This is a genomic window from Streptomyces sp. NPDC005728 (assembly GCF_040630895.1).
Taxonomy (GTDB): domain Bacteria; phylum Actinomycetota; class Actinomycetes; order Streptomycetales; family Streptomycetaceae; genus Streptomyces.
Genome location: NZ_JBEXYL010000074.1, coordinates 1 through 24,525 on the forward strand (window position 1 = coordinate 1; position 24,525 = coordinate 24,525).

20 protein-coding genes, 3 pseudogenes and 1 riboswitch are annotated in these 24,525 nt (G+C 70.2%); of the genes and pseudogenes, 12 read left to right on the plus strand and 11 right to left on the minus strand.

Annotation, left to right across the window (positions count from 1 at the left end; all coding sequences use genetic code 11):
- A pseudogene (locus tag ABZ471_RS35045) lies at positions 1–311 on the minus strand (superoxide dismutase); the annotation flags it as partial.
- Positions 312–539: 228 nt separating this feature from the next.
- Here ABZ471_RS35045 and ABZ471_RS35050 point away from each other — a divergent pair.
- A complete protein-coding gene (locus tag ABZ471_RS35050) occupies positions 540–992 on the plus strand; it encodes a transcriptional repressor (RefSeq protein WP_359072265.1) in 453 nt (150 codons plus the stop codon).
- 158 nt (positions 993–1,150) lie between these two features.
- On the opposite strand, the gene cobN is transcribed toward ABZ471_RS35050, so the two are convergent.
- The gene (gene cobN / locus ABZ471_RS35055) at positions 1,151–4,777 is read right to left on the minus strand and encodes a cobaltochelatase subunit CobN (RefSeq protein ID WP_359072267.1); all 3,627 of its coding nucleotides are present in this window, start codon (positions 4,775–4,777) and stop codon (positions 1,151–1,153) included.
- 68 nt (positions 4,778–4,845) lie between these two features.
- Positions 4,846–4,998, minus strand: a riboswitch (cobalamin riboswitch).
- A gap of 45 nt (positions 4,999–5,043) precedes the next feature.
- On the opposite strand from cobN, the gene cobG reads away from it, so the two are divergent.
- From cobG to ABZ471_RS35070, 3 genes are read left to right on the plus strand one after another with little or no spacing between them, the layout of a single operon-like run.
- The gene (gene cobG / locus ABZ471_RS35060; protein ID WP_359072316.1) at positions 5,044–6,327 is read left to right on the plus strand and encodes a precorrin-3B synthase; all 1,284 of its coding nucleotides are present in this window, start codon (positions 5,044–5,046) and stop codon (positions 6,325–6,327) included.
- On the plus strand, positions 6,324–6,995 hold the full coding sequence (locus ABZ471_RS35065; protein WP_359072268.1) for a precorrin-8X methylmutase: 672 nt from the start codon (positions 6,324–6,326) through the stop codon (positions 6,993–6,995). Before cobG ends, ABZ471_RS35065 begins: the two co-directional genes overlap by 4 nt.
- Positions 6,992–8,479: a precorrin-2 C(20)-methyltransferase gene (locus ABZ471_RS35070; protein ID WP_359072270.1), complete on the plus strand. Its 1,488-nt coding sequence runs from the start codon at positions 6,992–6,994 to the stop codon at positions 8,477–8,479. Before ABZ471_RS35065 ends, ABZ471_RS35070 begins: the two co-directional genes overlap by 4 nt.
- 43 nt (positions 8,480–8,522) lie before the next feature.
- Here ABZ471_RS35070 and ABZ471_RS35075 read toward each other — a convergent pair whose 3' ends face one another.
- Positions 8,523–9,692, minus strand: a complete 1,170-nt coding sequence (locus ABZ471_RS35075; RefSeq protein ID WP_359072272.1) for a HoxN/HupN/NixA family nickel/cobalt transporter — start codon at positions 9,690–9,692, stop codon at positions 8,523–8,525.
- A gap of 109 nt (positions 9,693–9,801) precedes the next feature.
- Positions 9,802–10,566: a cobalt-precorrin-6A reductase gene (locus tag ABZ471_RS35080; protein WP_359072273.1), complete on the minus strand. Its 765-nt coding sequence runs from the start codon at positions 10,564–10,566 to the stop codon at positions 9,802–9,804.
- 18 nt (positions 10,567–10,584) lie between these two features.
- Here ABZ471_RS35080 and ABZ471_RS35085 point away from each other — a divergent pair, with 18 nt between their 5' ends.
- Positions 10,585–11,760, plus strand: coding sequence for a cobalt-precorrin-5B (C(1))-methyltransferase (locus ABZ471_RS35085; RefSeq protein WP_359072275.1), 1,176 nt, complete (start codon positions 10,585–10,587; stop codon positions 11,758–11,760).
- Between the two features lie 347 nt (positions 11,761–12,107).
- Positions 12,108–13,616 carry a DUF4246 domain-containing protein gene (locus ABZ471_RS35090; RefSeq protein ID WP_359072277.1) on the plus strand — a complete coding sequence of 503 codons (1,509 nt, stop codon included), beginning with the start codon at positions 12,108–12,110 and terminating at the stop codon, positions 13,614–13,616.
- 7 nt (positions 13,617–13,623) lie between these two features.
- Here the strand turns inward: ABZ471_RS35090 and ABZ471_RS35095 are convergent.
- The 3 genes and pseudogenes from ABZ471_RS35095 to cbiE all read right to left on the minus strand — a co-directional run.
- A pseudogene (locus tag ABZ471_RS35095) lies at positions 13,624–13,987 on the minus strand (transposase family protein); the annotation flags it as partial.
- Positions 13,988–14,354: 367 nt separating this feature from the next.
- Positions 14,355–15,104 carry a precorrin-4 C(11)-methyltransferase gene (gene cobM / locus ABZ471_RS35100; RefSeq protein WP_359072279.1) on the minus strand — a complete coding sequence of 250 codons (750 nt, stop codon included), beginning with the start codon at positions 15,102–15,104 and terminating at the stop codon, positions 14,355–14,357.
- Positions 15,101–16,363, minus strand: coding sequence for a precorrin-6y C5,15-methyltransferase (decarboxylating) subunit CbiE (gene cbiE / locus ABZ471_RS35105; protein WP_359072280.1), 1,263 nt, complete (start codon positions 16,361–16,363; stop codon positions 15,101–15,103). Before cbiE ends, cobM begins: the two co-directional genes overlap by 4 nt.
- Before the next feature lie 141 nt (positions 16,364–16,504).
- Here cbiE and tsaD point away from each other — a divergent pair, with 141 nt between their 5' ends.
- From tsaD to ABZ471_RS35130, 5 genes and pseudogenes are all read left to right on the plus strand, one after another.
- Positions 16,505–17,554, plus strand: coding sequence for a tRNA (adenosine(37)-N6)-threonylcarbamoyltransferase complex transferase subunit TsaD (gene tsaD / locus ABZ471_RS35110; protein WP_359072282.1), 1,050 nt, complete (start codon positions 16,505–16,507; stop codon positions 17,552–17,554).
- Positions 17,551–18,126 (plus strand): GNAT family N-acetyltransferase, encoded by a 576-nt coding sequence (locus ABZ471_RS35115; protein ID WP_359072283.1) that lies wholly within the window; start codon positions 17,551–17,553, stop codon positions 18,124–18,126. The genes tsaD and ABZ471_RS35115 overlap by 4 nt, the downstream gene beginning before the upstream one ends.
- A gap of 242 nt (positions 18,127–18,368) precedes the next feature.
- Complete coding sequence (locus ABZ471_RS35120) at positions 18,369–18,758, plus strand: antibiotic biosynthesis monooxygenase family protein (RefSeq protein ID WP_359072285.1); 390 nt, start codon at positions 18,369–18,371, stop codon at positions 18,756–18,758.
- 614 nt (positions 18,759–19,372) lie between these two features.
- A complete protein-coding gene (locus ABZ471_RS35125; protein WP_359072286.1) occupies positions 19,373–19,657 on the plus strand; it encodes a hypothetical protein in 285 nt (94 codons plus the stop codon).
- Positions 19,658–19,738: 81 nt separating this feature from the next.
- A pseudogene (locus ABZ471_RS35130) lies at positions 19,739–19,924 on the plus strand (GAF domain-containing protein); the annotation flags it as partial.
- A 231-nt stretch (positions 19,925–20,155) separates the two neighbouring features.
- Here the strand turns inward: ABZ471_RS35130 and ABZ471_RS35135 are convergent.
- From ABZ471_RS35135 to ABZ471_RS35150, 4 genes are all read right to left on the minus strand, one after another.
- Positions 20,156–20,377 carry a helix-turn-helix transcriptional regulator gene (locus ABZ471_RS35135; protein WP_359072288.1) on the minus strand — a complete coding sequence of 74 codons (222 nt, stop codon included), beginning with the start codon at positions 20,375–20,377 and terminating at the stop codon, positions 20,156–20,158.
- Positions 20,377–20,868 carry a DUF2975 domain-containing protein gene (locus tag ABZ471_RS35140; RefSeq protein ID WP_359072290.1) on the minus strand — a complete coding sequence of 164 codons (492 nt, stop codon included), beginning with the start codon at positions 20,866–20,868 and terminating at the stop codon, positions 20,377–20,379. Before ABZ471_RS35140 ends, ABZ471_RS35135 begins: the two co-directional genes overlap by 1 nt.
- A 265-nt stretch (positions 20,869–21,133) precedes the next feature.
- Positions 21,134–21,625, minus strand: a complete 492-nt coding sequence (locus tag ABZ471_RS35145) for a hypothetical protein (protein WP_359072291.1) — start codon at positions 21,623–21,625, stop codon at positions 21,134–21,136.
- A gap of 98 nt (positions 21,626–21,723) precedes the next feature.
- Positions 21,724–22,239, minus strand: coding sequence for a hypothetical protein (locus tag ABZ471_RS35150; RefSeq protein ID WP_359072292.1), 516 nt, complete (start codon positions 22,237–22,239; stop codon positions 21,724–21,726).
- A gap of 103 nt (positions 22,240–22,342) precedes the next feature.
- On the opposite strand from ABZ471_RS35150, the gene ABZ471_RS35155 reads away from it, so the two are divergent.
- On the plus strand, positions 22,343–24,523 hold the full coding sequence (locus tag ABZ471_RS35155) for a hypothetical protein (RefSeq protein WP_359072294.1): 2,181 nt from the start codon (positions 22,343–22,345) through the stop codon (positions 24,521–24,523).
- The last annotated feature ends 2 nt before the right edge of the window (positions 24,524–24,525 follow it).

Genomic DNA, 24,525 nt, shown 5'->3' on the forward strand with positions numbered 1-24,525 from the left:
TCGGCCAGGTCGCCCACGCCGTCCTGGGCCAGCGGCTCGCCGCCGCCGTCCTTCGGGCCGGTCATGTTCTGCCAGTAGATGCTGTGCAGGATGTGGCCCGAAAGGTGGAACGCAAGGTTCTTCTCCAGGCCGTTGATCGAGCCCCACGTCTCCTTGTCCCGCGCCTCGGCGAGCTGCTCGACCGTGTCGTTCGCACCCTTCACGTAGGCCGCGTGGTGCTTGTCGTGGTGCAGCTCGATGATCTCGGGGCTGATGACCGGGGCGAGCGCCGAGTAGTCGTACGGAAGCTCCGGGAGCGTGTAAAGCGCCATGTTCAACGTCCTCCGACGTTATTGCCAACGGTATGCAGCTGCACGTTAACAGCAGGAACGGTACCTTGCGATCAGGCGTTGGACCTAGGACCCCTCCCGTGTCGTACGGGACACGAGCCGACAATCGCCCGATCCCCAGCACCATCCACGCGGACGAACCATCAGCGACCGTCACGCGAGGGCAGTTCGCGACCCGGACTCCTCGCTCGCGGCGGGAAAGGCAGTAGCGTGACCACGACCTCGCCGTCGGCGCATACCGATACGACCACGCCACCGGATGCCTCGGTACTGCTGCGATGCCACGGCTTGCGTTGCACTCCCAGCCGGCTGCACACGCTGGCCATGCTCTCGAGGTCCGGGCTGCACCTCTCCTCCGCGGAAGCCTGCGCGGAACTGCACCGGCTGGGCGCGCCGTTCGATCCGGCGACCGTCTATCGGACCCTGGAGACACTGACGGCCGTCGGCCTGACGCACGCGGTGCACGGACCGGGCCCGAAGCGGTACGGCATCAGCTCGGAGCCGCACCACCACACGGTGTGCGAGCAGTGCGGCCAGGTGGGGACCCTCGCGAGTGAGCCATTGAGGGAGGCCGTGGAACGGATCGCGGAGTTCACCGGGCTGAGGCCCGGCGCCTCCGGGTCGCTGCTGGTCTACGGCCGTTGCGCCCGCTGCGGTGACTGAGCGGGCCTATCGGTGCGGGGCGCCGTCCTTGGAACGGACGCTGTCAAGGCGGGACGACGCCCCACACCAGGCCGACATTGAGGTGCACCGCTTCAGCCACCCCGGCCGGCCACTACTTGCAATCTAAGCGTTATTGCGACCTATTCGCAATAAGAGTCTCAGCCCTCGCCTTCGAGGTCTCCCTCCGTCTCCAAGTACGCCTGCCTCAGCGCATCCAGCACCGCGGGATCCGGCTTCGCCCACATCCCCCGCGACTCCGCCTCCAGCAGCCGCTCGGCGATGCCGTGCAGGGCCCAGGGGTTGGCCTGCTGGAGGAACTCCCGGTTGGTCGGGTCCAGGACGTACGTCTCGGTGAGCTTGTCGTACATCCAGTCGGCGACCACGCCGGTCGTGGCGTCGTATCCGAACAAGTAGTCGACAGTGGCGGCGAGTTCGAAGGCGCCCTTGTAGCCGTGGCGGCGCATCGCCTCGATCCACTTGGGGTTGACGACCCGGGCGCGGAAGACGCGTGAGGTCTCCTCGACCAGCGTGCGGGTGCGGACCGTCTCGGGGCGGGTGGAGTCTCCGATGTAGGCCTCGGGCGCGGTGCCGCGCAGCGCGCGGACGGTGGCCACCATGCCGCCGTGGTACTGGAAGTAGTCGTCGGAGTCGGCGATGTCGTGCTCGCGGGTGTCCGTGTTCTTCGCCGCGACCGCGATCCGCTTGTACGCCGTCTCCATCTCCTCGCGAGCCGGGCGGCCTTCGAGTTCGCGGCCGTAGGCGTAGCCGCCCCAGACGCTGTAGACCTCGGCGAGGTCGGCGTCCGTGCGCCAGTCGCGGGAGTCGATCAGCTGGAGCAGTCCCGCGCCGTACGTGCCTGGGCGGGAGCCGAAGATGCGTGTGGTGGCCCGGCGTTCGTCGCCGTGGGCCGACAGATCCGCCTGCACGTGGGCGCGTACGTGGTTGATCCCGGCCGGTTCGTCCAGCGAGGCCGCCAGGCGTACGGCGTCGTCCAGGAGCCCGATGGTGTGCGGGAAGGCATCGCGGAAGAAGCCCGAGATGCGCAGGGTCACGTCGATGCGGGGGCGGCCCAGCTCCTCGTACGGGATGGGCTCCAGGCCGGTCACACGGCGGGAGGCGTCGTCCCAGACCGGTCGGACGCCGAGCAGGGCGAGGGCCTCGGCCACGTCGTCTCCGGCGGTGCGCATGGCGCTCGTGCCCCAAAGGGACAGGCCGACGGAGGTGGGCCAGTCGCCGTTGTCGGTGCGGTAGCGCTCCAGGAGGGAGTCGGCGAGGGCCTGTCCGGTCTCCCAGGCGAGCCGGGAGGGGACGGCCTTGGGGTCGACCGAGTAGAAGTTGCGGCCGGTTGGCAGGACGTTGACCAGGCCGCGGAGCGGGGAGCCGGAGGGGCCCGCCGGGACGAAGCCGCCGGCCAGGGCGTGGACGGTGTGGTCGAGTTCGGCGGTGGTCGCGGCCAGGCGCGGGACGACCTCGCGGGCGGCGAATTCCAGGATGGCGGCGACCTGTTCGCCTTGCTCGGTGGGTACGGCAGAGGAGTCCCAGCCCGCGTCCTCCATCGCCTGCACGAGCGCGCGGGCCTGCTCCTCCGCTTCGTCGGCCGTCGTGCGGGTCGCAGCGGACTCGTCCAGGCCGAGGGCCTCGCGCAGGCCGGGCAGGGCGGTGGCGCCGCCCCAGATCTGGCGGGCGCGGAGGATCGCGAGGACGAGGTTGACACGGTCCTGGCCGGCGGGCGGGTTGCCGAGGACGTGGAGGCCGTCGCGGATCTGGGCGTCCTTGACCTCGCACAGCCAGCCGTCGACGTGGAGGAGGAAGTCGTCGAAGCCGTCGTCGTCGGGGCGGTCGTCCAGGCCCAGGTCGTGGTCGAGGCGGGCGGCCTGGATGAGGGTCCAGATCTGGGCGCGGATGGCGGGCAGCTTGGCCGGGTCCATGGAGGCGATCTGCGCGTACTCATCGAGGAGTTGTTCCAGGCGGGCGATGTCTCCGTAGGAGTCCGCGCGGGCCATCGGCGGGACGAGGTGGTCGACGAGGGTGGCGTGGACGCGGCGCTTGGCCTGGGTGCCCTCGCCGGGGTCGTTGACCAGGAAGGGGTAGACGAGGGGGAGGTCGCCGAGGGCGGCGTCGGGGCCGCAGGCGGCCGACAGGCCTGCGTTCTTGCCGGGCAGCCACTCCAGGTTGCCGTGCTTGCCCAGGTGGATCATCGCGTCCGCGCCGAATCCGCCGTCCGACTGCGGAGCGGCGATCCAGCGGTATGCGGCGAGGTAGTGGTGGGAGGGCGGCAGATCCGGGTCGTGGTAGATGGCGATCGGGTTCTCGCCGAAGCCGCGCGGGGGCTGGATGAGGATCAGCAGGTTGCCGAAGCGCAGGGCCGCCAGGACGATGTCGCCCTCGCGGTTGCGGCTGCGGTCGACGAACATCTCGCCGGGCGCGGGGCCCCAGTGCTCCTCCACCGCCGTGCGGAGTTCCTTGGGGAGCGTGGCGTACCAGCGTCGGTAGTCCGCGGCCGGGATACGTACCGGGTTGCGGGCCAACTGCTCCTCGGTGAGCCAGTCCTGGTCGTGGCCGCCCGCCTCGATGAGCGCGCGGATCAGCTCGTCGCCGTCGCCGGAGGCCAGTCCGGGGACGTCGGTGTCGCCGAAGTCGTAGCCCTCGTCGCGCAGGCGGCGCAGCAGGGCGACGGCGCTGGCAGGGGTGTCCAGTCCGACCGCGTTGCCGATGCGGGAGTGCTTGGTCGGGTACGCGGACAGGACGAGTGCGAGCCGCTTGTCGGCGGACTGGATGTGGCGAAGTCGGGCGTGGCGTACGGCGATTCCGGCGACGCGGGCCGCGCGCTCGGGGTCGGCGACGTAGGCGGGCAGGCCGTCGGCGTCGATCTCCTTGAAGGAGAACGGGACGGTGATCAGGCGGCCGTCGAACTCGGGTACGGCAATCTGGCTGGCCGCATCCAGCGGGGAGACTCCCTCGTCGTTCTCCTCCCAGGCGGAACGCGAGGCGGTCAGGCACAGCGCCTGGAGGATCGGTACGTCGAGGGCGGTGAGCGCGCCCGCGTCCCAGGACTCGTCGTCGCCGCCGGCCGATGCCTCGGCGGGTTTGGTGCCGCCGGCTGCCAGGACGGTGGTGACGATGGCGTCAGCGGCGCGGAGTTCGTCGATCAGCTCCGGCTCGGGGGCGCGCAGGGAGGCGACATACAGGGGCAGGGGCCGGGCACCCGCGTCTTCGATGGCGTCGCACAGGGCGTGAACGAAGGCCGTGTTGCCGCTCATGTGGTGAGCGCGGTAGTAGAGCACGGCAACCGTCGGACCATCGGTCGGCTGATCCGGGAGCTCCAGCGGGCCCCAGGTCGGCGCAGGCGCGGGCCCCTCGAAGCCGTGGCCGGTGAGCAGGACCGTGTCCGAGAGGAACCGGGCGAGCTGTTGCAAGTTGGCGGGGCCGCCGTGGGCGAGGTAGGCGTGGGCCTCGGCGGCGATGCCGACGGGGACGGTGGAGGCGGCCATCAGCTGGGCGTCGGGGGCCTGTTCGCCGGTCAGGACGACCACCGGGCGCCCGTCGGCGAGCAGCAGGTCGAGGCCGTCCTGCCAGGCGCGAATCCCGCCGAGGAGGCGTACGACCACCAGGTCGACGCCGTCGAGGAGGGCGGGGAGGTCGTCCAGGACGAGGCGGGACGGGTTGGCGAAGCGGTAGGCGACCGGGCCATCGGCCGCACGGGCGCTGAGCAGGTCGGTGTCGGACGTCGACAGAAGCAGGATCTCGCGGGCGTGCGGGGCACGCTCCCCGGACGGAGTGGGCATGCGGCGCCTGGCCTTCCTCGGGGTCCGCGCCCCGGGCGGTGTCGGAATGGGTCTCCCCTGCTCGGACGAACCCGAGGTGCGGGGAAGGGAAGTTCCTGGCTCACCCGACCCCTGGGGGCGGGCTCACAGTGGCGGGACCGCGCCGGATTCGCACCGGGCTTCCTCCCCTGTCGCCGTCGTGGCGGTCGTGGACCGGATGATCCACCGAGGAGCATAGTAAGGGCCACGGAAGTAGAGCGGGGCATACATTCGGTGTGATCGTAGGTATGCTCACCGCCATGCCCTCGGCTGCCCTTCCTCCATCACCCCAGGCCACACCGGCTTCACGCGACCGCGGTGACGCCTGCCCGGGGTCGTTGCGCTTGCATGCGGCGGACGACGGGGCGCTGGCGCGCATCCGGGTCCCCGGAGGCGTGCTGACCACCCGTCAGGCCAGGGTGCTCGGACAAGCGGCCCGCGAGCTGGGGGACGGCAGCCTGCATCTGACGTCACGCGGCAACGTGCAGCTGCGGGGGCTGCCAGACGAGTGCGGTGCGGAGCTGGCGGAGGTGCTGGACGCGGCCGGGTTGTTGCCCTCGCGGGAGCACGAGCGGGTGCGCAACGTCGTCGCTTCGCCCCTGTCCGGTCTCGACGGCGACGGCCGGCAGGACGTACGGCCCTGGCTGACGGCCCTGGACGCGGACTTGTGCGCGAGCAGGGCAGCGAGGGGGCTGTCGGGACGGTTCCTGTTCGCCCTGGACGACGGACGGGGCGATGTGGCCGGCCTTGGTGCCGATGTCACGCTGCGGGCGACTGCGGACGGGGGCGCGTGGCTCGCTCCCGGGGCGGTCCGTGTGGCTGCCGGTGACGCGTCGCGGGCTGCGCTGGTGGCTGCCGAGGTGTTCCTGGAGGCAGCACGGTCGCACGGGACGAAAGCCTGGCGGGTATCCGAACTTGCCCTACCCGAAAGCGAGATTGATCGTCTGGTCCGTAGCCGTCTGGTCGCTGAGCAAATCGGCCACGAGGAGCAGCCTGAGCCTGTCGGCGTCGCTGATGGCCCTCCTCCGGGAGTCGTCGGTGCAGCCCTGTCCGTGCACGTTCCGCTGGGACGGCTCTCTGCCCACCAGTGGGAGGAGTTGGCGCACGTCTCCGGCACCGAGCTGCGGTTGACCCCCTGGCGTGGTGTCGTCGTCCCCACCTCGGGTACGACCGCCGCGCAGGATGCCGAGTCGCTCGCCCGTCTCGGCGCAGCCGGACTCGTCACCGACCCCGCATCCCCCTGGCTGCGTGTAGGCGCCTGCATCGGCCGGCCCGGATGCGCCAAGGCACACGCCGACGTACGAGCGGCCGCGGCCCAGGCCCTTGATGCAGCAGGCAGTCAGAGCCTCCCCCTGTACTGGTCCGGCTGTGAACGCCGCTGCGGGCATCCCCATGGGAACCACGTCGACGTGGTCGCGATGCCGGGCGGCGGATACCGACTGTCGGCCACCGCAGCCGGCCAGAACGAGCGAACCGTCTCCGCAGGAGATCCCTCCCAGATCCACGCCGCCCTGGCGGCGATCACCTCATGAGCCGTACGACGACCGAGAGCAGCGAGAAGAGCACTGTGACCACCCACGTCTACGAGAAGGACGGAGCGGCGATCTACCGCCAGTCCTTCGCCACCATCCGCGCGGAAGCGGACCTCGCGGGCCTGCCCGCCGACGTCAGCCAGGTCGCGGTGCGCATGATCCACGCCTGCGGGATGGTCGACCTCGTCCGGGACCTGTCCTACACGCCCGCAGTCGTGGCGCGTGCCCGCGAGGCCTTGCGCGCCGGGGCCCCGATCTTCTGCGACGTGCAGATGGTGGCCAGCGGCGTGACCCGCAAGCGGCTGCCCGCGGACAACGACGTGCTCTGCACGCTGTCCGACCCGGCCGTTCCGGAGCTGGCCGCGAAGATGGGCACCACGCGCAGCGCGGCAGCGCTGGAACTGTGGCGCGACCGGCTGGACGGCGCGGTCGTCGCCGTCGGCAACGCGCCCACCGCCCTCTTCCGCCTCCTGGAGATGATCGAGGAGGGCGCTCCCCGGCCCGCCGCCGTCATCGGTGTCCCGGTGGGCTTCGTGGGTGCCGCCGAGTCCAAGGACGCACTGGCCGCGCATCCGTCCGGCCTGGAGCACCTGGTGGTGCGCGGCCGTCGCGGTGGCAGCGCCATCGCCGCCGCCGCGGTCAACGCGATCGCAAGCGAGGAAGAGTGAGCGGCAAGCTGTACGGGGTGGGACTCGGCCCCGGTGACCCCTCTCTGATGACCGTGCGGGCTGTCGAGGTGATCGCCGAGGCGGACGTGGTCGCGTACCACAGCGCACGGCACGGGCGGTCCATCGCCCGCTCGATCGCGGCGAAGCACCTGCGCGCCGACCACATCGAGGAACCGCTGGTCTATCCGGTCACGACGGAGACCACCGACCACCCCGGCGGTTACCGGGGTGCCATGGAGGACTTCTACGCCGAGGCATCGACCAGGCTGGCGGCGCATCTCGACGCCGGCCGGACGGTGGCGGTGCTCGCCGAAGGCGATCCGCTCTTCTACGGCTCCTACATGCACATGCACAAGCGGCTCGCCGACCGCTACGACACCGAGGTCGTCCCCGGTGTCACCTCGGTGTCGGCCGCCGCGGCCCGCCTGGGCGCACCGCTCGCCGAGGGCGAGGAGGTGCTGACCATCCTGCCGGGCACCCTGCCCGAGGAGGAGCTGACCGCGCGGCTCGCCTCGACGGATGCGGCGGTGGTGATGAAGCTCGGGCGGACCTTCCCCAAGGTACGCCGTGCACTGGAGAGTTCGGGGCGGCTGGGCGAGGCCCGGTACGTGGAGCGGGCCACCATGAGCAAGGAGCGCGTCGCCGAACTGGCAGACGTGGACGCGGAGTCGGTGCCGTACTTCTCGGTGGCCGTCCTGCCGAGCCGGGTGGACGCCGAACCGCCCGCACGGGAGCGGGGCGAAGTGGTCGTGGTCGGCACGGGTCCCGCCGGTCCGCTGTGGCTGACGCCCGAGACGCGAGGTGCGCTGGCCGCCGCTGACGACCTGGTCGGCTACACGACCTACCTCGACCGGGTCCCCGAGCGGGCGGGCCAGGCCCGGCACGGCTCGGACAACCGGGTGGAGGCCGAGCGCGCCGAGTTCGCCCTGCAACTGGCCCGGCAAGGGCGGCGGGTGGCCGTGGTCTCCGGCGGCGACCCGGGGATCTTCGCGATGGCCACCGCTGTCCTGGAGGCGGCCTCTCAGCCCGAGTACCTGGATGTAGCTGTGCGTGTGCTGCCGGGCGTGACCGCCGCCAACGCGGCCGCCGCACGAGCTGGCGCCCCCCTCGGCCACGACTACGCCACCATCTCCCTGTCCGACCGGCTCAAGCCGTGGGAGGTCATCGCGGAGCGGCTGCGCGCGGCGGCTTCCGCCGACCTGGTGCTGGCCCTGTACAACCCCGGCTCGCGCAGCCGTACCTGGCAGGTGGGCAAGGCCCGGGAGCTGCTGCTGGAGTACCGGGAGTCGGACACGCCGGTGGTGGTCGCGCGGGACGTGGGCGGCTCGGGTGAGCGGGTACGGATTGTGCGGCTGGGCGAGCTGGATCCGGCCGAGGTCGACATGCGCACGATCCTGCTGGTCGGTTCCTCACAGACACAGGTGGTACGACGGGGAGACGGCGAGGAGACCGTCTGGACCCCTCGCCGGTATCCGGAGGCGTGAAGGTGAGCGGCGCCGCTACGTTCGTGCGGCGCCGCGACCGGCTCTACTCGGCGTGCTCCTGAGCCGTGGCCGGCTGGGCCAGGCCCGCCGTCCACTTCTCTTCGATGCGGCCGAACTTCCACACCAGCAGGGCGACGGCCCAGGTGGCGAAGAACAGACCGACGATGACGTAGCCGATGATGTTGAGGTCCAGCTCGGAGACCCAGTCCCAGAACGGGCCGTGCAGGTCGGCCTTCTCGGCGATCAGGCCGAGGAGTTCGACGGTGCCGATGATCAGGGCGACGGCGACGGAGAGGCCGGTGATGGTGAGGTTGTAGTAGACCTTGCGGACCGGCTTGGAGAACGCCCAGCCGTAGGCGAAGTTCATGAACGAGCCGTCGATGGTGTCCAGCAGGGACATGCCGGCCGCGAACAGGATCGGCAGGCACAGGATCGCGTACCAGGGCAGGCCGGAGGCGGCGCCCGAACCGGCCAGGACCAGCAGCGCGATCTCGGTCGCCGTGTCGAAGCCGAGACCGAAGAGGACACCCAAGGGGTACATCTGCCAGGGCTTGGTGATCGACTTCATGACCCGGCCGAGGAGCCGGTTCATGAATCCTCGGTTGTTGAGCTTCTCCTCCAGGGCGGCCTCGTCGAAGTGGCCGGAGCGCATCTCCCGGAAGACCTTCCAGATCCCGGCCATGATCACCAGGTTGATGATCGCGATGACGTAGAGGAAGGTCCCGGAGACGGTCGTACCGATCCAGCCGGTGATGCTGTGCAGCTCGGAGTTGTCGTTCTCGACGGGACCGGCCAGCGCCTTCACGCCCAGGGAGAGCAGGAAGGCAAGGGCGAAGACGATGGTGGAGTGGCCGAGGGAGAACCAGAAGCCGACCGACATCGGCCGCTGTCCCTCATTCATCAGCTTCCGGGTGGTGTTGTCGATGGCGGCGATGTGGTCGGCGTCGAACGCGTGACGCATGCCGAGGGTGTAGGCGGTGATGCCGATACCTATACCGAAGGTCTTGGTGCCCAGGCTGTAGTGCTCGGGAGCGACGATCGCCACCAGCGTGAACCAGCCGATGACGTGCAGCGCCAGGATGAAGGCGGCCATCCCGCCAACCCTGGCCCATTCCTTGCGGGTCATCGACGTGCGGATGCGGTGCCACGAGATGCCGCGGCCGGCGGCCGGAGCGGTCGGCCGGGCGGACGCGGAATCAGGAGCGGTGGTCATGGGGCGTGACCCTTACTGTTCGGCGAGCGGCTGTTTTCAGCCGCGGCTCCTAGGTTTCTGCGAATAGGTTGCAGCTACAAGACGGCCGCAGTAAAGCCCATGCCAGGTTTCAGTCAATGGCTCGAAAAGGCCGCTGCTCAAGGCGCTCGCCGACCCATCGAACCGCATGCTCGGGATCGGGCACGACGGGCACGCCCTCCGGAACCGGTGGCCTGCGGACCACGACGACAAGCACCCCGGCCTCGCGGGCAGCGGTCAGTTTCGGCGCGGTGGCCGCTCCGCCGCTGTCCTTCGTGACGACGATGTCGATGCGGTGGCGCCGCAGCAGCTCTCGCTCCCCGTCGAGAGTGAAGGGACCGCGGTCGAGCAGCACCTCCATGCGGGCCGGGTGCGGGGGCTCGGGTGCGTCCACGGACCGGACGAGGAACCACAGGTCGTCCAGGTGCGCGAAGGCGGCCAGGCCCATGCGCCCGGTGGTGAGGAACACCCGTCGGCCGAGTGCGGGCAGTGACCGCGCGGCTTCCTCCAGCGAACCCGCCTCGTGCCACCGGTCGCCCTCGACGGGGACCCAGCCGGGCCGGCGCAGGGCGAGCAAGGGAACATGGGTGTCGGCAGCGGCCTGTGCCGCGTTGAAGCTGATCGTCTCGGCGAAGGGGTGGGTGGCGTCGACGACCGCGTCGACCGTGTGCTCACGCAGCCACGCCGCCAGTCCTTCCGCCCCACCGAAGCCGCCTACGCGCGTCTCGCCCGGGGGCAGCCGGGGGCTGGCGACCCGTCCGGCGAGGGAGCTGGTCAGTTTCAGCCCGGGGGTGCCGTGGAGCAGTTCGGCAAGGCGGCGGGCCTCGGTGGTGCCGCCGAGGATCAGTACGTGCATGGGAGTTCGGGTCCGTTCATGAGGAGCAGTGAGGGTAGAGGCGTGGGTGAGGCGAGCGGTGCTGGCAGGGCGCAAGGTTCCGGCCAGGCGAAGGGCGGTCGTCGCGCCCAGCTGGAGCACACCGGTCTGCGGCACGGCTGGACCACCGGTACCTGCGCGACCGCGGCAACGACGGCCGCGTACACGGCCCTGCTGACCGGGGAGTTTCCCGACCCGGTGACGATCACACTACCCAGGGGGCAGACACCGTCGTTCGCGCTGGCCGCCGAGGAGCTGACCGGGGATTTCGCGATGGCGGGGATCGTGAAGGACGCGGGCGACGACCCTGACGTCACGCACGGCGCCCTGGTCCGGGCCACGGTTCGGCGGCTGCCCGCGGGGACGGGCGTCGTCTTCAGGGCGGGCCCCGGCGTGGGGACCATCACGCGCCCCGGCCTGCCTCTGCCCGTCGGTGAACCCGCCGTCAACCCCGTCCCCCGCCGGATGATGAGCGAGCACATCGCCGAGATCGCCGATCGGCACGGCGTCAGCGGCGACGTGGAGATCACCGTCTCCGTCGACCATGGCGAGGAGATCGCCCGCTCCACCTGGAACCCACGGCTCGGCATCCTCGGCGGCCTCTCCATCCTCGGCACCACGGGCATCGTCGTGCCGTACTCCTGCTCGGCCTGGATCGACTCCATCCGGCGGGGCGTAGACGTTGCCCGGGCGGCCGGACGGACCCATGTCGCCGGGTGCACCGGCTCCACGTCCGAGAAGACGGTCGTCGCCGAGTACGGCCTGCCCGAGGACGCCCTGCTCGACATGGGCGACTTCGCGGGCGCGGTGCTGAAGTACATCCGCCGCCACCCGGTGGACCGCCTCACGATCTGCGGCGGCTTCGCGAAGCTCTCCAAGCTCGCCGCGGGCCATCTGGACCTGCACTCCGGCCGATCCCAGGTCGACAAGGGCTTCCTGGCCGAACTGGCCCGGCACGGCGGCGCGGACGAGACGCTCGCCGCCGAGGTGGCCACCGCCAACACCGGGCTCGCCGCCTTGCAGCTGTGCCAGGCCGCCGGGGTACCACTCGGCGACCTGGTGGCGAAGACGGCCCGTGACGAGGCACTGGCCGTGCTGCGCGGAGCGCCGGTCGCCGTGGACGTCCTCTGCATCGACCGAGCCGGCACGGTCGTGGGACGCAGCACGATCCAGTAGACCCCGGCCACCGATCGCCGGCAGACAGGACCCGACTCACCCTGCTTTCGCTATCTGTGACGGTGTGACGGGCCGACTACAGCCAGACCCACTCAAGCTCCAAGACCCGACATCGGGTCCCTCCGCACGGCCGGAGTGAAGGACATCACGGCCGGCCTACGCCGCAACGCCTGCAACCCCCGCCCCCCCCTCGCGCTCCTCGGCCTCGGATGAGCGCGAACCGGACATCACGCGACTACGTCGAAGCCCTGGCTCCCGGACCAGCGATGACAAGGTCCACGGCTGCGGTGTCAGTCTGCTGAAGTATCCTTCCCGCCACCGCACACCGACTGGGAGGACCAAGAGAATTGACCGGCCTGTCTGCTTTCCCGCTGCCCTTTCATGCTTCCCGTTCCATATCGTTCGCGACACCCCGAACGCTGCGGGAACTTCAGATGATGCAGTGCAGCTCAATCATTCGGGCGAAGCCGGGATGGTTCGACAAGATGAACGATGCCGACATCGTCGCCAGGTGGACGCAAGAAGCGGTCGCCCAGGGCCTCACCGAAGCGCAGGTTCGTTACGTGCTTGCCGAACTCCTGCATTACGCCGCGCTGCGGGACGGACGAACCGGCGTCGAGGTGTCCGCCGTCGACGGGGTGTGGCAGTCGGACACACTGGTCGACGACAAGCTCAGATCCCGGCTGCGCGAGGCGGTTCGGGTTCTGGAGCAGGTTCCCGAAGCAGAACAGGACTGGCATCCCGGATCCGACGGCCAGGTACTGGATCTGGTTCATCCCTCACTGTTCTGCCTCGTGAGAGAGGTGAGCGGTGCGCCTGAGAGGGCTTGGCAGAACCCGACGGACCGCTACTCGAAGTATGAATTCTCGGAGAAATTCCAGTGGCTACCCACGGACGTCGACGTCAGTGACGACGGCGATGTCGCCTTCCGTTCGTACGTCAACAACGTCCACCCCGAGACTCATCGCGAACTAGCCTCCGTCCTGCCGGACTTGTTCGCGCGCTTTCGCCCGCTGCTGGAGAACGTGCTCACCGATCTGCGCCATCCGCGGCCCCTGCGGATCGAGGCCGATCCTTTCGGGTGGTACGACTCGGAGCCGGAGTATCCGGACAAATCCTCCTACAGTGATGATGGGGTCCACGCAGAGGCCCTCCGTGCATGGGAAGAGGCCCAGGACGACTGGTGGGAAAACCGCCGCCCGGCCATCCCGGACGCCCCGGCCTTCACCCCGCCCGAGTTGCCGGATGAATCCGCCCGAGTCGACCTGCGCGGCCGCCGTCTCCAGGTCATCGTCAAGCTTGCCACCATTCATCTCACCCCGGACAAGCCCGAGTACCCCGGCGGTTCCTGGCATGTCGAGGGGATGATGAACGAGCGGATCGTCTCGACCGGCATCTACTACTGGGACAGCGAGAACATCACCGAAAACCGGCTGAGTTTCCGGGCGGCACTCGACGACCCGCACTACGAACAGAACGACGACAACGGCCTGCGTGAGGTCTACGGCCTGGAGGACGAAGACGCACTGAACCAGATGCTGGGATCGACATCGACCCCAGCGGGCCGCTGCCTGGCGTTCCCGAACATCCTGCAACACCGCGTCGGCTCATTCCGCCTCACGGACCCCACCCGCCCGGGATATCGCAAAATTCTCGCGTTCTTCCTGGTCGACCCGTCGGAAAAGATCGTCTCGACATCCGATGTGCCACCGCAACAACCATGGTCCGACACCTCGACCATGACGCTTGAACAGGCCAAGAACTACCGCGAACAACTCATGCAGGAACGCAAGTTCTTCGTCGACGAACACAACGAGCAGCTCTACGAACGAGAATTCTCCCTCTGCGAGCACTGAACCTCTTCTATCCTGAATACATACAGGTCAGGAGGGTGTGGACGGCCTGGACAATGGTGCCGATACGGCGGGTGGAGCATCTAGCCCGCCGGAGCGGTCGCCAGGTTTTCAGCTGTGCGAAGACACGTTCTCCAAGAGCCCGCAGCCGGGCGTGATCACGGTTGAACTCCTGGTGGTGCTTCGGCTGTGCGCGGTGGTGGCAGCAGGGGGTGCGAGCGGTGGCGCCGGCCCCCTGATAGGCCCGGTCCGCGAGCACGAGGATCTGCCGGGTCAGGCACGCCGGGACGATGCCGTGGGCTCGTACTGCGGTCATGTCGTGGGTGCGAGAATCAGAGTGGGGTTCCGTCCGGCCGTGCGATGACCTGGACGTGGTGGAGGGGCACGCTGGAGCGTACCCCTGCGGCATTTCCTGGCGCGTGCTCTGCGACGCGTACGTCGTCCTCGGCGCCAAGTCGGCTCAGCGTGTGCACGTGGCGCGTGACCTGTACTTACCCAGGCAGCTGGCCTGCCGGATGCATATCACCGCTCCTGGCGCACGCCGACGCGTCGGGAGCGGGCACGGCCTCCGGTGTTCCCCGTACGGCGAATTGGGAGGGAGCGGCGCTGGAGAAGCAGGGCCGTCTCTGCCCCTGTCCGAGGCGGCCCTGCCCACGAGGGCCCGTCCGTCCTCTGCAGCCCTGTCCTGCCGGACGAGAGGGCGGACGGGCACAGTGTCAGGGGTACCCGTCAGCAGTTCTGTCAGCTGAAGTGCCGCTCCCGCTCCGGCGAGTACAGGTGGCTGTCACGGAACTGCTGCGCACCCAGCGTCCGCCCCACCATGATGACCGCGGTGCGCAGCACGCCGGCCTCTTTCACCTTCCCGACGATCTCGTCCAGGGTGCCCCGGATGATCAGTTCGTCCGGGCGGGAGGCGTACGCGACGACGGCGGCGGGACAGTCGGCGCCGTAGTGTGGGAGGAGCTCGTCCACCACCCGGTCCACGTACTTGGCGGCCAGGTGCAGCACGATCAGCGCACCGCTGCGGCCGAGGGTGGCCAGGTCCTCGCCCTCCGGCATGGCGGTGGCGCGGTTGGCGACCCGGGTGAGGATGACGGTCTGGCCGACGGTGGGCACCGTGAGCTCCCGCTTCAGGGCAGCGGCGGCGGCAGCGAAGGCAGGGACGCCCGGGACGACCTCGTAGGGAACCCCGGCGGCATCCAACCGCCGCATCTGCTCGGCGATCGCGCTGAACACGGAAGGATCACCCGAGTGCAACCGGGCCACGTCATGGCCCTCCTCGTGGGCGCGCACCAACTCGGCGGTGATCTCGTCCAGGTTGAGCTGGGCGGTGTCCACCAGGCGTGCGCCCTGCGGGCACTCGGCCAGCAGCTCGCGCGGAACGAGGCTGCCCGCGTACAGGCAGACCTGACAGGCGGCGAGCGTCCGGGCACCGCGCACCGTGATCAGGTCGGCGGCGCCGGGTCCGGCACCGATGAAGTACACGGTCATCTGTCTGCTCCTGGTGAGGGGTTGACGGTCTTCTGTACGGCCCACTGGGTCACCGGCATGGCCTGGCGCCAGCCGGTGAAGCCGCCCACGGGCACGGCATGCGCCACCGCGAGACGCACCAGCTCGCCACCGTGACGACGGTAGGCGTCGGCGAGCAGCGCCTCGGATTCCAGCGTCACGGTGTTGGCGACCAGCCGTCCGCCGGGCGGCAGCGCCTCCCAGCAGGCGCCGAGGAGGCCGGGTGCGGTGAGTCCTCCACCGACAAACACGGCATCAGGGGCGGGGAGTTCGGCCAGGGCTGTGGGGGCGTCACCGGTGACGACCCGAAGTCCGGGTACTCCGAGCCGCTCGGCATTGCGGGCGATGCGTTCGGCGCGCACCGCGTCACGTTCGACGGTGACCGCCCGGCATGAGGGGTGGGAGCGCATCCACTCGATGGCGATCGAGCCCGACCCGCCGCCGATGTCCCAGAGCAGTTCGCCGGGAGCGGGGGCGAGCGCGCCGAGCGTGGCGGCGCGGACGTGCTTCTTGGTGAGCTGACCGTCGTGCTCGTACGCCTCGTCGGGCAACCCCGGCACCGCGCCGAGCCGGAGGGCGTCGGGAGCCCGGCGGCACTCGACGGCCACGATGTTGAGCGGATCGCCGGGCGGGTGCGTCATCGACCAGTCGTCGGCGGCAGTCTGCGCGGTCGTACGTTCCCGGTCGCCGCCGAGCTGTTCCAGGACCCGCATGCGGCTGGGTCCGAAGCCGCGGTCCCGGAGGAGGGCGGCGACCTCGCCGGGGGTGGTGGCGTCCGCGCCGAGCACGAGCAGACGTCGGCCGTCGTGCAGGGCGGCGGCAAGACGGGTGGTGGGGCGGCCCACGAGCGTGACGACCTCGACGTCCTCCAGCGGCCAGCCGAGGCGTGCGGCGGCGTAGGACACGGACGACGGGTGGGGCAGGACGCGGAGTGCGTCGACTTCCTCGGCGATGGCCCGCCCGATGCCGTAGAACATCGGGTCACCGCTGGCCAGTACGGCGATCCGACGGCCGGCGTGAGCGACGAGCAGGCGGGGGACGGCAGGGCGCAGGGGCGAGGGCCAGACGATCCGCTCCCCGGCACACTCGGGCGGCATCAGGTCCAGTTGGCGGGGCCCGCCGATGAGAACCTCAGCCTCCCGCAGGGTCCTGCGGGAGACGTCGGGGAGGCCCTCCCAGCCGTCGGCTCCGATCCCGACGACGGTGACGGCACAGGTCGGGCCTGGTCGGACGGGGGTCACTGCTCAGCACCTCAGGGTTCGGGGGCAACGGGGGCGCACTCTACTGGGCGTCGGCCCGCACACCCGTGCCCGGGTTCACATCCCAGGAGATCTTATTGCACACTTCTTGCAATAACCTAAATCTCGCAGGAAGGGGTGGACATGGGCTCTCCGATCGTGCTCGGCATCGAGTCGTCGTGCGACGAGACCGGCGTGGGACTCGTCCGGGACGGACGGCTGCTCGGCCACGCGGTGGCGTCGAGCATGGACGAACACGCCCGCTACGGCGGCGTCGTGCCGGAGATCGCGTCCCGAGCACACCTGCACGCCCTGCGCCCGGTGATCCGGCGCGCGCTCGGCGACGCCGGCCTCACGCTGTCCGACGTCGGCGCAGTCGCTGTCACCACGGGACCGGGGCTGTCCGGAGCACTCCAGGTCGGCCTGGCAGGAGCGAAAGGGGTCGCCTACGCGCTGGGGGTGCCACTGTACGGCGTCCACCACCTGGCCGGACATGTCGCCGCCGACACCCTCGAACATGGCCCGCTGCCCAACCCCTGCATGGTGCTGATCGTCTCCGGCGGGCACACCTCCCTCCTGCTCGTGCGTGACCTGGCCCGGGATCCGATCGTCCATCTCGGTGACACCCTCGACGACGCCGCCGGGGAGTGCTTCGACAAGGTCGCACGCGTCTTCGGGCTGCCGTACCCCGGCGGTCCCGCCATCGACCGGACGGCGCGCGAGGGGGATCCGCGCGCCGTCTCCTTCCCCCGCCCGCTGCCCGGCTCCTACGACTTCTCCTTCTCAGGGTTGAAGACCGCAGCCGCACGCTGGGCCGAGGGCCATGCGGGCCGGGAGCTGCCCGTGGCCGACGGCGCTGCCTCGCTGCAGGAGGCGGTCGCTGACGTCCTGACCCGCAAAGCCGTGGCCGCCTGCGCCGAGTACGGGGTGGAGACTCTGGTGGTGGTCGGCGGAGTCGCCGCGAACTCCCGGGTGCGCTCGCTCGCCGAGGAGCGCTGCCGGGCGGCCGGCATCGAGCTGCGCGTGCCTCCGCTCGGGCTGTGCACGGACAACGGCGCGATGATCGCAGCCGTCGGCGACCTCCTCGTACGGGCCGGAGCCGAACCCGCTCCCCTGGACGTGTCGATCGACCCGTCCGCGCCGCTGAAGTACGCGGCCCTGCACCCGGGCACGGCCGGGGCGGTGACAGCGTGACGGACACCGACATCCGCGTCTTCAAGGGCGACCAACTGCTCACACACGCCGATGCCCTGCGCTCCGTGTACGTCGACGCCTTCTGCGCCCCGCCCTGGAACGAGGACGAGGACAAGGCCGAGGAGTTCGCTGGACGGCTTCCCGTGAACATACGCCGCCCGGGCTTTACCGCCGTCACCGCGGTGCAAGGCGGAGAGGTGCTCGGCTTCGCCACGGCCTGGACGACCCTCTCCCCCTTCCCCGGCGACCGCTGCTATCCACAGGCCGCCGCCGGCCTCGGTCCCGACCACACTGTCGACTGGCTGGTCGGCGCCCGGGAGATCGACGAACTCGCCGTCCGCCGCGGCGCCCGAGGCACCGGCCTCGCGGCCCGGCTCCTGGAAGCGGTCACGGCGGACGCTCCCGAAGACCGCTCCTGGCTGCTCACCTCCGTGAAGTCCGGCCGGGCCATGTCCTTCTACCGCCGCCAGGGCTGGACCCAGGCCACCCACCCGTCCCCCGAGGGCAAAGGCATCGTCGTGTTCCTCGGCCCCCGCCACCCGGCCCGCATGCTCGCCCCGCTCCCCCTCTAGTCCGACTCCCCTCCCGAGTACCTCTTGCGCACCGCCGGGATCCGCCGACGCAGCGTCAGCCGGATGCGCTGGGACGTGGTGGTCGAGGGCAGGCTGGACGCCGTACCGCGGCTCGGCCCGGACGGTGGCCGGCGGGAGCGCGTCCGTTCGGCGGAAATTGGGCCCGTGTCCGCTCCCCACAACCACTGTAAGGGGACAAATGCAAACATGACCGTTACCGCAACCATCGACGCAACCGCCCGGTGGCGACGCTCATCAACGTGTTCAGCGTCGCTCCACACCGCCAGAGCGAACTCATCGCCCTGCTCGTACACGCCACCGAGGAGACGATGAAGCACCAGCCCGGCTTCATCTGTGCCAATTTCCACGCCTCCCAGGACGGGGAACGCGTCATCAATTACGCCCAGTGGGAAAGCGAGGAGCACTACCAGGCGATGCTCGCCAACCCCGAGGCCAGGGTGCACATGGACGAGGCGGCCACCATCGCCACCGACGTCCAGCCGCGGCTGTTCCGGGTCGAGTCGACGCACACGGCGTACCGAGCGGTCCTCGAATCGAGGGCCGCTGACGGACTTCCGTCGGACCCGCTGCCTCCGACGTGCGCGCGGGATGGCCGCGGCCGAGCAGTATGAGGCGCGGCACTCGTCGCTCTCTCGCGGACCGCACCAGTCGCCAAGTTCAAGCACAGGCAAAGGATTCGGGGTCGGCGGTACGAGCGGGCACCCCCCGCACGCCCCTGCGCACCGCTTGTCACCCTCTTGGCGTGGCCATTACTGTCACCGCGCCTTGGCGAACGGGAAATCCGGTGCGATGGCGTTGCGGCCCTCGCCACCGTGATCGGGAAGTTCGGCTCCAACCCTCACGGTGCCCACCCGAGAGCTGCGTGGCAATGTCGCATACGAACGGATCGCCAGACTGTGCTGCTCTGATCGCACCATCCGACGTCGCGTCAACTCTGGTCCCAGATAGGCATATCAGAGCAGGTCCACCCCCTGGCGCTCCAGGCATACGATCCGCCGGAGAGCGGCGGTTACAGATACCGGCCTAACCGTCACACCGGAGAGACCCAATCGGGCCCTCACGGGCTCGTGGTGAGGGCGCGTCAGGCGGCGGGGTGGGTCGGTTCCTCGTCAGCGGGGCCCCCGGCTCCGAGGGCCCGCCGTGGGGTCGAGGTCCCCGCCCTGTGGGCCCTTGTGCTGGCCGTCGCCGCGGCGGTCGTCGCGGCCGTCGCGGTGTTCTACGCCGGGTGGCACCTGCTCGGCGCCGAAGGGCTGAAGCCCGAGCAGCGCATCGACCCAAGACTCCGTTCGACCTGGCAGCTGCCCTTCGGTGTGGTCGCCGGGCCGGCGCCCTGGTCGGGGCCTACCGGCGCCGGCGCGTCAACGAGGACGGCGCCCTGCGCGAGGCCACCCGTCTGCACACCGAACGGTTCACCAGCGCCGTCGGCCAGCTCGGCAACGAGTCCCCGGCCGTGCGCCTCGGCGCCGTACACGCCCTTGCCGGGCCGGCCGACGACGCCCCCCACCCGTGACCTGCGCCAGACCTGCATCGACGTCCTGTGTGCCTACCTCCCCCTACCACCACCCCCAAGGCCGACCTTCAGGGCAGCGAGGTGAAAGCCCGGCCTCTCCCTCATCCGCCTCCTCTCCGACCATCGGCCGGCATCCACTCGCTTCTCCTCACCCCGCTGATCACGGCAGGTCGCCCGGTCGGCGTCGCCCTTCTGGGTCGGGCCGCAGCATCGCAGCCCTTCGACGACAACAACCTCGTGACGCTCCAGGCGCTGGCCGGCCGGGCCGCCGTCTCCATCGCCAGCGCGCGCCGCTACAGCTACGAACACACCATGGCGCTGGAACTCCAGCGGGCCCTGCTGTCCGAACCCCGCACGCCCCACCCCGCTGTGGAAGTGGCCGCCCGCTACCTCCCCTCCGGCCGCAGCGTCCTCGCCGGTGGGGACTGTGTCGGGTGGGGCGTACCGTGTCACGGGCCGGTGGTGCCAGGCGATTTCAGGCCCGCCCTGGGGCGCATGTCATCCGTCCGCGGCGTCCTCGACCTCCCAGCGCAGCAGGTCGCCCGGCTGGCACTCGAGCACCTCGCAGAGCGCGGCGAGCGTCGCGAAGCGCACCGCCTTGGCGCGGCCGTTCTTGAGTACCGCCAGGTTGGCGGGCGTGATCCCTACGCGTTCCGCGAGGTCGCCCACGGACATCTTCCGCCTGGCCAGCATCACGTCGATGTCGACGGCGATCGGCATCAGATCACCTCGTCCAACTCGGCCTGCATCTGCGCCGCTTCGACGTCGCGCGCGACGGCCTGGGCGAGCAGCATCCGCAGTACGAGCACGATAAGGGCGACCCCGAGGATGGCCACGCCGACCCCGCCCATGATCACGGTGACGCCCGGGTCGTCCCGCTGGCCCGGCGCGTTGAGGCCCGTGACCGCGAACCACACGAGGGCGGCCGCCACGATCGCGCCGATCACGCCGTCCACGTACCGGAAGGCGGCGTGGGAGAACACGGTTCCGCGTCGCACCATCGCCACCAGCCGCCATACGCAGACCAGGGCGACCTGGGCCGACACCATGCCCAGAATCGTGATCACGCGCAGCGGGGTCAGCGGGAGCGACCCGTCCTCCGGGTCACTCCCGCTGACCAACGCCCACACCATCGATGCCTGTACGAACACGGTGCCGGCGAGCACCACCCCGAGCACGGCGCGCAACGCACCCACTGCCAGCTTTCCCATGACCCACCCTTCCATCGATTTACGATGGGAATCTATCGAATATCGATAAGATAGGCAAGGGGTGGGACGGAGGATGGGCGGTGGTTTCGCATCATGACGGACGCCACCGCCGCTCGCGTGGCATGGCGTTCGTGCGAACCGTCTTGATCTGTCGAAGTCGGTCTCGCCTGAGCACAAATCGGATGCCACCCGACTACGCCGAAGCCCTGATCATCGCCTTCCTCCCACGAGAATGCGGAAGCAAGGCCGGAATCGAGCGTGGGTGTCAGGCGCCGGACCTGCGCGCACCAGGAGGCCATACGACGTCGACGGTCAGCCCGGCCGAGCGGGCGGCGGCCACGGTGTCCGCCGTGCCGCCACCACGGCCGGTGGGCGCGCTGCCGTCCCAGACGGCCAGCAGACGGTCCGCGCCTCGGAGAAGGCGGAAGTTGGCCGCTTCGTAGGCCGCGCGCCCCGCGTGCTCGTACGGCATGATCACCACCTCGTCGGCGGCCTCGCACAGCGCGTCGAACCTGATGAGGTCTGCCGGGGCCACCACCGCGTCCCGGTAGTCCCTGGACGGGATGATCGCCGACAGCCGACCGCCGAGGGCCAGGATTTCCTCGGCGAAAAGGGTGTCAGCGCCGCGGGCCAGGCAGGAACGCCCCACGAGTGCGTCGCCGCGCAGGCCGGTCAGCAGTTCATGAAGGGCCGTGCGCACCGGTCCGGCTGCCTCGTCGGCCAGGTCCATGTGCCCGGTGACGGCGACCGTGACCACGCGGCAATCCCTCTCTCGGTCCGGGCGATGTGGCCGTCACTCTATCCGGTGGCGGTCACCGATTGAGCCGATCGAGCGGCACGGACCATCTGCGGGCTTCACAGAGCCATGGCGGCGGCGAATCCCAGGACGTAGGCCCCGGCAAAGAGGAGGGGGATCCACCGCTCGACCCGGTTCAGCGGCAGATAGACGCGCCAGTCCCGGCCCTCGCCGAGAGCACGCCACTCGGCGGCCACGAAGGTGCGGGCCGGCAGCCGCTCCTCCAGCGCACCGATCACCTCGAACTTGCCCCGGTTCAGCTGGTGGTAGGAGCGGACGGTGAACCACCAGGTGACACACATACCCAGCAGGACCAGCAAGGCCGCGAGGGCGAGGACGACCGGCACCCCGCGGTGGTGTTCCTGGGACAACCATGCGCCGAGGAAAGCGAACAGGCCGGTGTGGAGGGTCAGGAAGAAGGTGTTGGCGAGGTTGCGCCGGGCGCTGACGCGGTCGGCCATCTCCACGCACAGCTTGTACTGCTCGAAGACCGCGGTGTGATACATGGCCTTCGCGTCGCGATAGTCCTCCGCGCCGATACCGTCGTTCCACAGTGAGTCACTGATTTCGGCCATGGCGGCATCTCCCCGTAGTCGTCACGCTCGCCAACCCTGCTGAAAAGATACGTGCTTTGATCGCACAGCCGGGCATAAGTCCCCTTGAGGGAAGGTGAGTTGCTTGTCTGGGAGCGAACCGCCGGCCGATGAGGTCGACGCCATGCTGTCGATCCCACCGGAGAAGTTACGGAGGCATCCCCGGCTGCTGTACGTCCGGCGCGCGAGCGAGGCGGCCGCCAAGGCGCTGGCCTATGCCCGGGGCGGGGCCGAGCGGACGTACGACGACATCGCGTACCGCTATCTGTGCGCCTGCCCGCAGGTGCCGTTCCTCGGTGTCGAGACCCTGGCGGCCCGCGCCGAGCAGGAGCGGCGGCGGCAGCGGACGGGACTGCCCACAGACCTGGCCCGGCTCGCCGGGCAGCGTGACTTCCTGGCCCACCGGCACCTCGTCATGCCTGACGGGGAGTTCCGGGTCGGCATCGAGCGGGGGCTGTTGTATGCCATGGCCGAACCCGGGGGCGAGGTCGTGGGCAGGTTTCCCCTGACGGTTCGCCACCGCATGCTGGACGGGCTCAGCGAGCCGCAGGACGTGCGTCCCCAGCCCACCATGTCGGTCTGGACGCACCTGACCGAGTCGCGCTGGCTGCCCCTGGACGAGCTCATCCGGTACGCCCGCTTCCCCCAGATGCGTGAGGCGTCCCGGCTGGTGCGCGGTGTCTTCCCCGGCCGGCACCATGTGTTCGTCTCGCACCGCTGGCTGGACGCCGGACAGCCCGACCCGGACGGCACGCAGGCGCGCACGGTCGCGTGGCATCTGGTCGCCTCGATGTGCGAGGCGGTCCGGGTCGCCCACCGGCGTGGACTGCACACTCCCCGTCAGATGGCTCCCGCCGCGATGAACATGCCGGTCGGAGTGGCCGGATCGGACCTGGCGGAGTGTCTGCTGGTCGGGGTCCTGCGTGAAGTGCTGGACGACACGTCACTCGCGCCGGTGGCCCAGGAGCTGGAGCGGGTCGGCCTGGACGCGGTCGAACTCGGCGCGGCCGAGGCGCCGGAGGACATCGGCCTGGAGCGCCTCAGTGCCCTGCTCGACGCCCTGCCCGCACTCCGGCCGCTGCTGGAACGCATCCATATCTGGTACGACTACACCTGCGTACCGCAGGCTCCGCGCACCCCCGAGGAACAGGGGCTGTTCCGCAGGACCCTCGAATCGCTGTTCCTGCTGCAGTTCGCCGGGCGCACCCTCGTGCTGCTGGACGACGTCGCCGACTACCTGGGCCGGGCCTGGTGCAGCCTGGAGGCGGCGACCTCGCTGACGTCCACGGTGGGCGGGCGCCCGGACATCCTGCACACCGGTGGACCGGCGCGGCTGTCGGGCCCCGCGACGGATGCGGAGTCGCTGCGCAGCCTGGTGAACGACCGCCAACTCGTCATCTGGCGCGGGCTGCTGGACACCGAAGTGTTCCGACTGCAGACCCGCGAGGAGTGCGTGCGCCGGCTCGGACTGTCCATGGCGGAGCCGGGCGACCTTCCCTACCTCTACGACCGCATGCTCTCCTTTGCGGTGCCGAACGGCCGGATGAGCCGGCATGCCCTGGTCACGGGTGTGGTTCCGCTGCCGGACATGGGGGAGGGCAAGATCCTGATCCCGATGCCGGACTACTCGGGGTCACAGCCGGTCGACGGCGGACGGCCGGTCCGCGTGATTGGCTCCCTCGACGGGTGGGGCGGCCTGAACCTGCGGGGCTACGTCGAGGAGAGACAGGCCGACGCCGGTCCTCCCGACGTGACGCCGTACTGGCGCGTCCCCGGTCCGGACGCCGCCGGCACCACGCCGACCTGCCATGTCGCGGTCGTCGCCGAGTGCGAGGGGGAAGCCGTGCTCATCTCGTCCTGGGTACGACGGCACCGGGCGGAGCTGGAGAAGCAGCTGCGGGTCACGGTCGTCTCGGGGAGCTGGACCGCGGTGGACCCGGTCCCCGTCGGGCATCTGCCGCACGGGCGGCTGCGGGCGCAACCCGTCCGGGCCGACGTGTGGGTGGTGGTGGGGAAGTCGGGACTGGTGGCGAACGACGTGGGCCAGGCGCTGTGCCGCCTGGTGTACGAGGCCCGCCTCCCGGCCATCACCGTGTCCCTCGACCACACCGAGGAGAACGTGGAACAGGTCGTCGGTGACGTGGCGCCCGGCGCACCGCACAGCGGCCTCCTGTCCGGGTGGGGCTCCGGCTACGAGCACCCGTCCGGGCTGCTGTACATGCATCTGTACCACCATCTGCTGCAGTGGGGGGCTTCGGTCCATTGAAG

Bases quoted from the DNA above. Each gene is read 5' to 3' on its own strand.
- cobN (WP_359072267.1), bottom strand. From the start codon at position 4,777: ATGCCCACTCCGTCCGGGGAGCGTGCCCCGCACGCCCGCGAGATCCTG.
- cobG (WP_359072316.1), top strand. From the start codon at position 5,044: ATGCTCACCGCCATGCCCTCGGCTGCCCTTCCTCCATCACCCCAGGCC.
- ABZ471_RS35065 (WP_359072268.1), top strand. From the start codon at position 6,324: ATGAGCCGTACGACGACCGAGAGCAGCGAGAAGAGCACTGTGACCACC.
- ABZ471_RS35075 (WP_359072272.1), bottom strand. From the start codon at position 9,692: ATGACCACCGCTCCTGATTCCGCGTCCGCCCGGCCGACCGCTCCGGCC.
- ABZ471_RS35080 (WP_359072273.1), bottom strand. From the start codon at position 10,566: ATGCACGTACTGATCCTCGGCGGCACCACCGAGGCCCGCCGCCTTGCC.
- ABZ471_RS35085 (WP_359072275.1), top strand. From the start codon at position 10,585: ATGAGGAGCAGTGAGGGTAGAGGCGTGGGTGAGGCGAGCGGTGCTGGC.
- cobM (WP_359072279.1), bottom strand. From the start codon at position 15,104: ATGACCGTGTACTTCATCGGTGCCGGACCCGGCGCCGCCGACCTGATC.
- tsaD (WP_359072282.1), top strand. From the start codon at position 16,505: ATGGGCTCTCCGATCGTGCTCGGCATCGAGTCGTCGTGCGACGAGACC.
- ABZ471_RS35135 (WP_359072288.1), bottom strand. From the start codon at position 20,377: ATGCCGATCGCCGTCGACATCGACGTGATGCTGGCCAGGCGGAAGATG.
- ABZ471_RS35140 (WP_359072290.1), bottom strand. From the start codon at position 20,868: ATGGGAAAGCTGGCAGTGGGTGCGTTGCGCGCCGTGCTCGGGGTGGTG.
- ABZ471_RS35150 (WP_359072292.1), bottom strand. From the start codon at position 22,239: ATGGCCGAAATCAGTGACTCACTGTGGAACGACGGTATCGGCGCGGAG.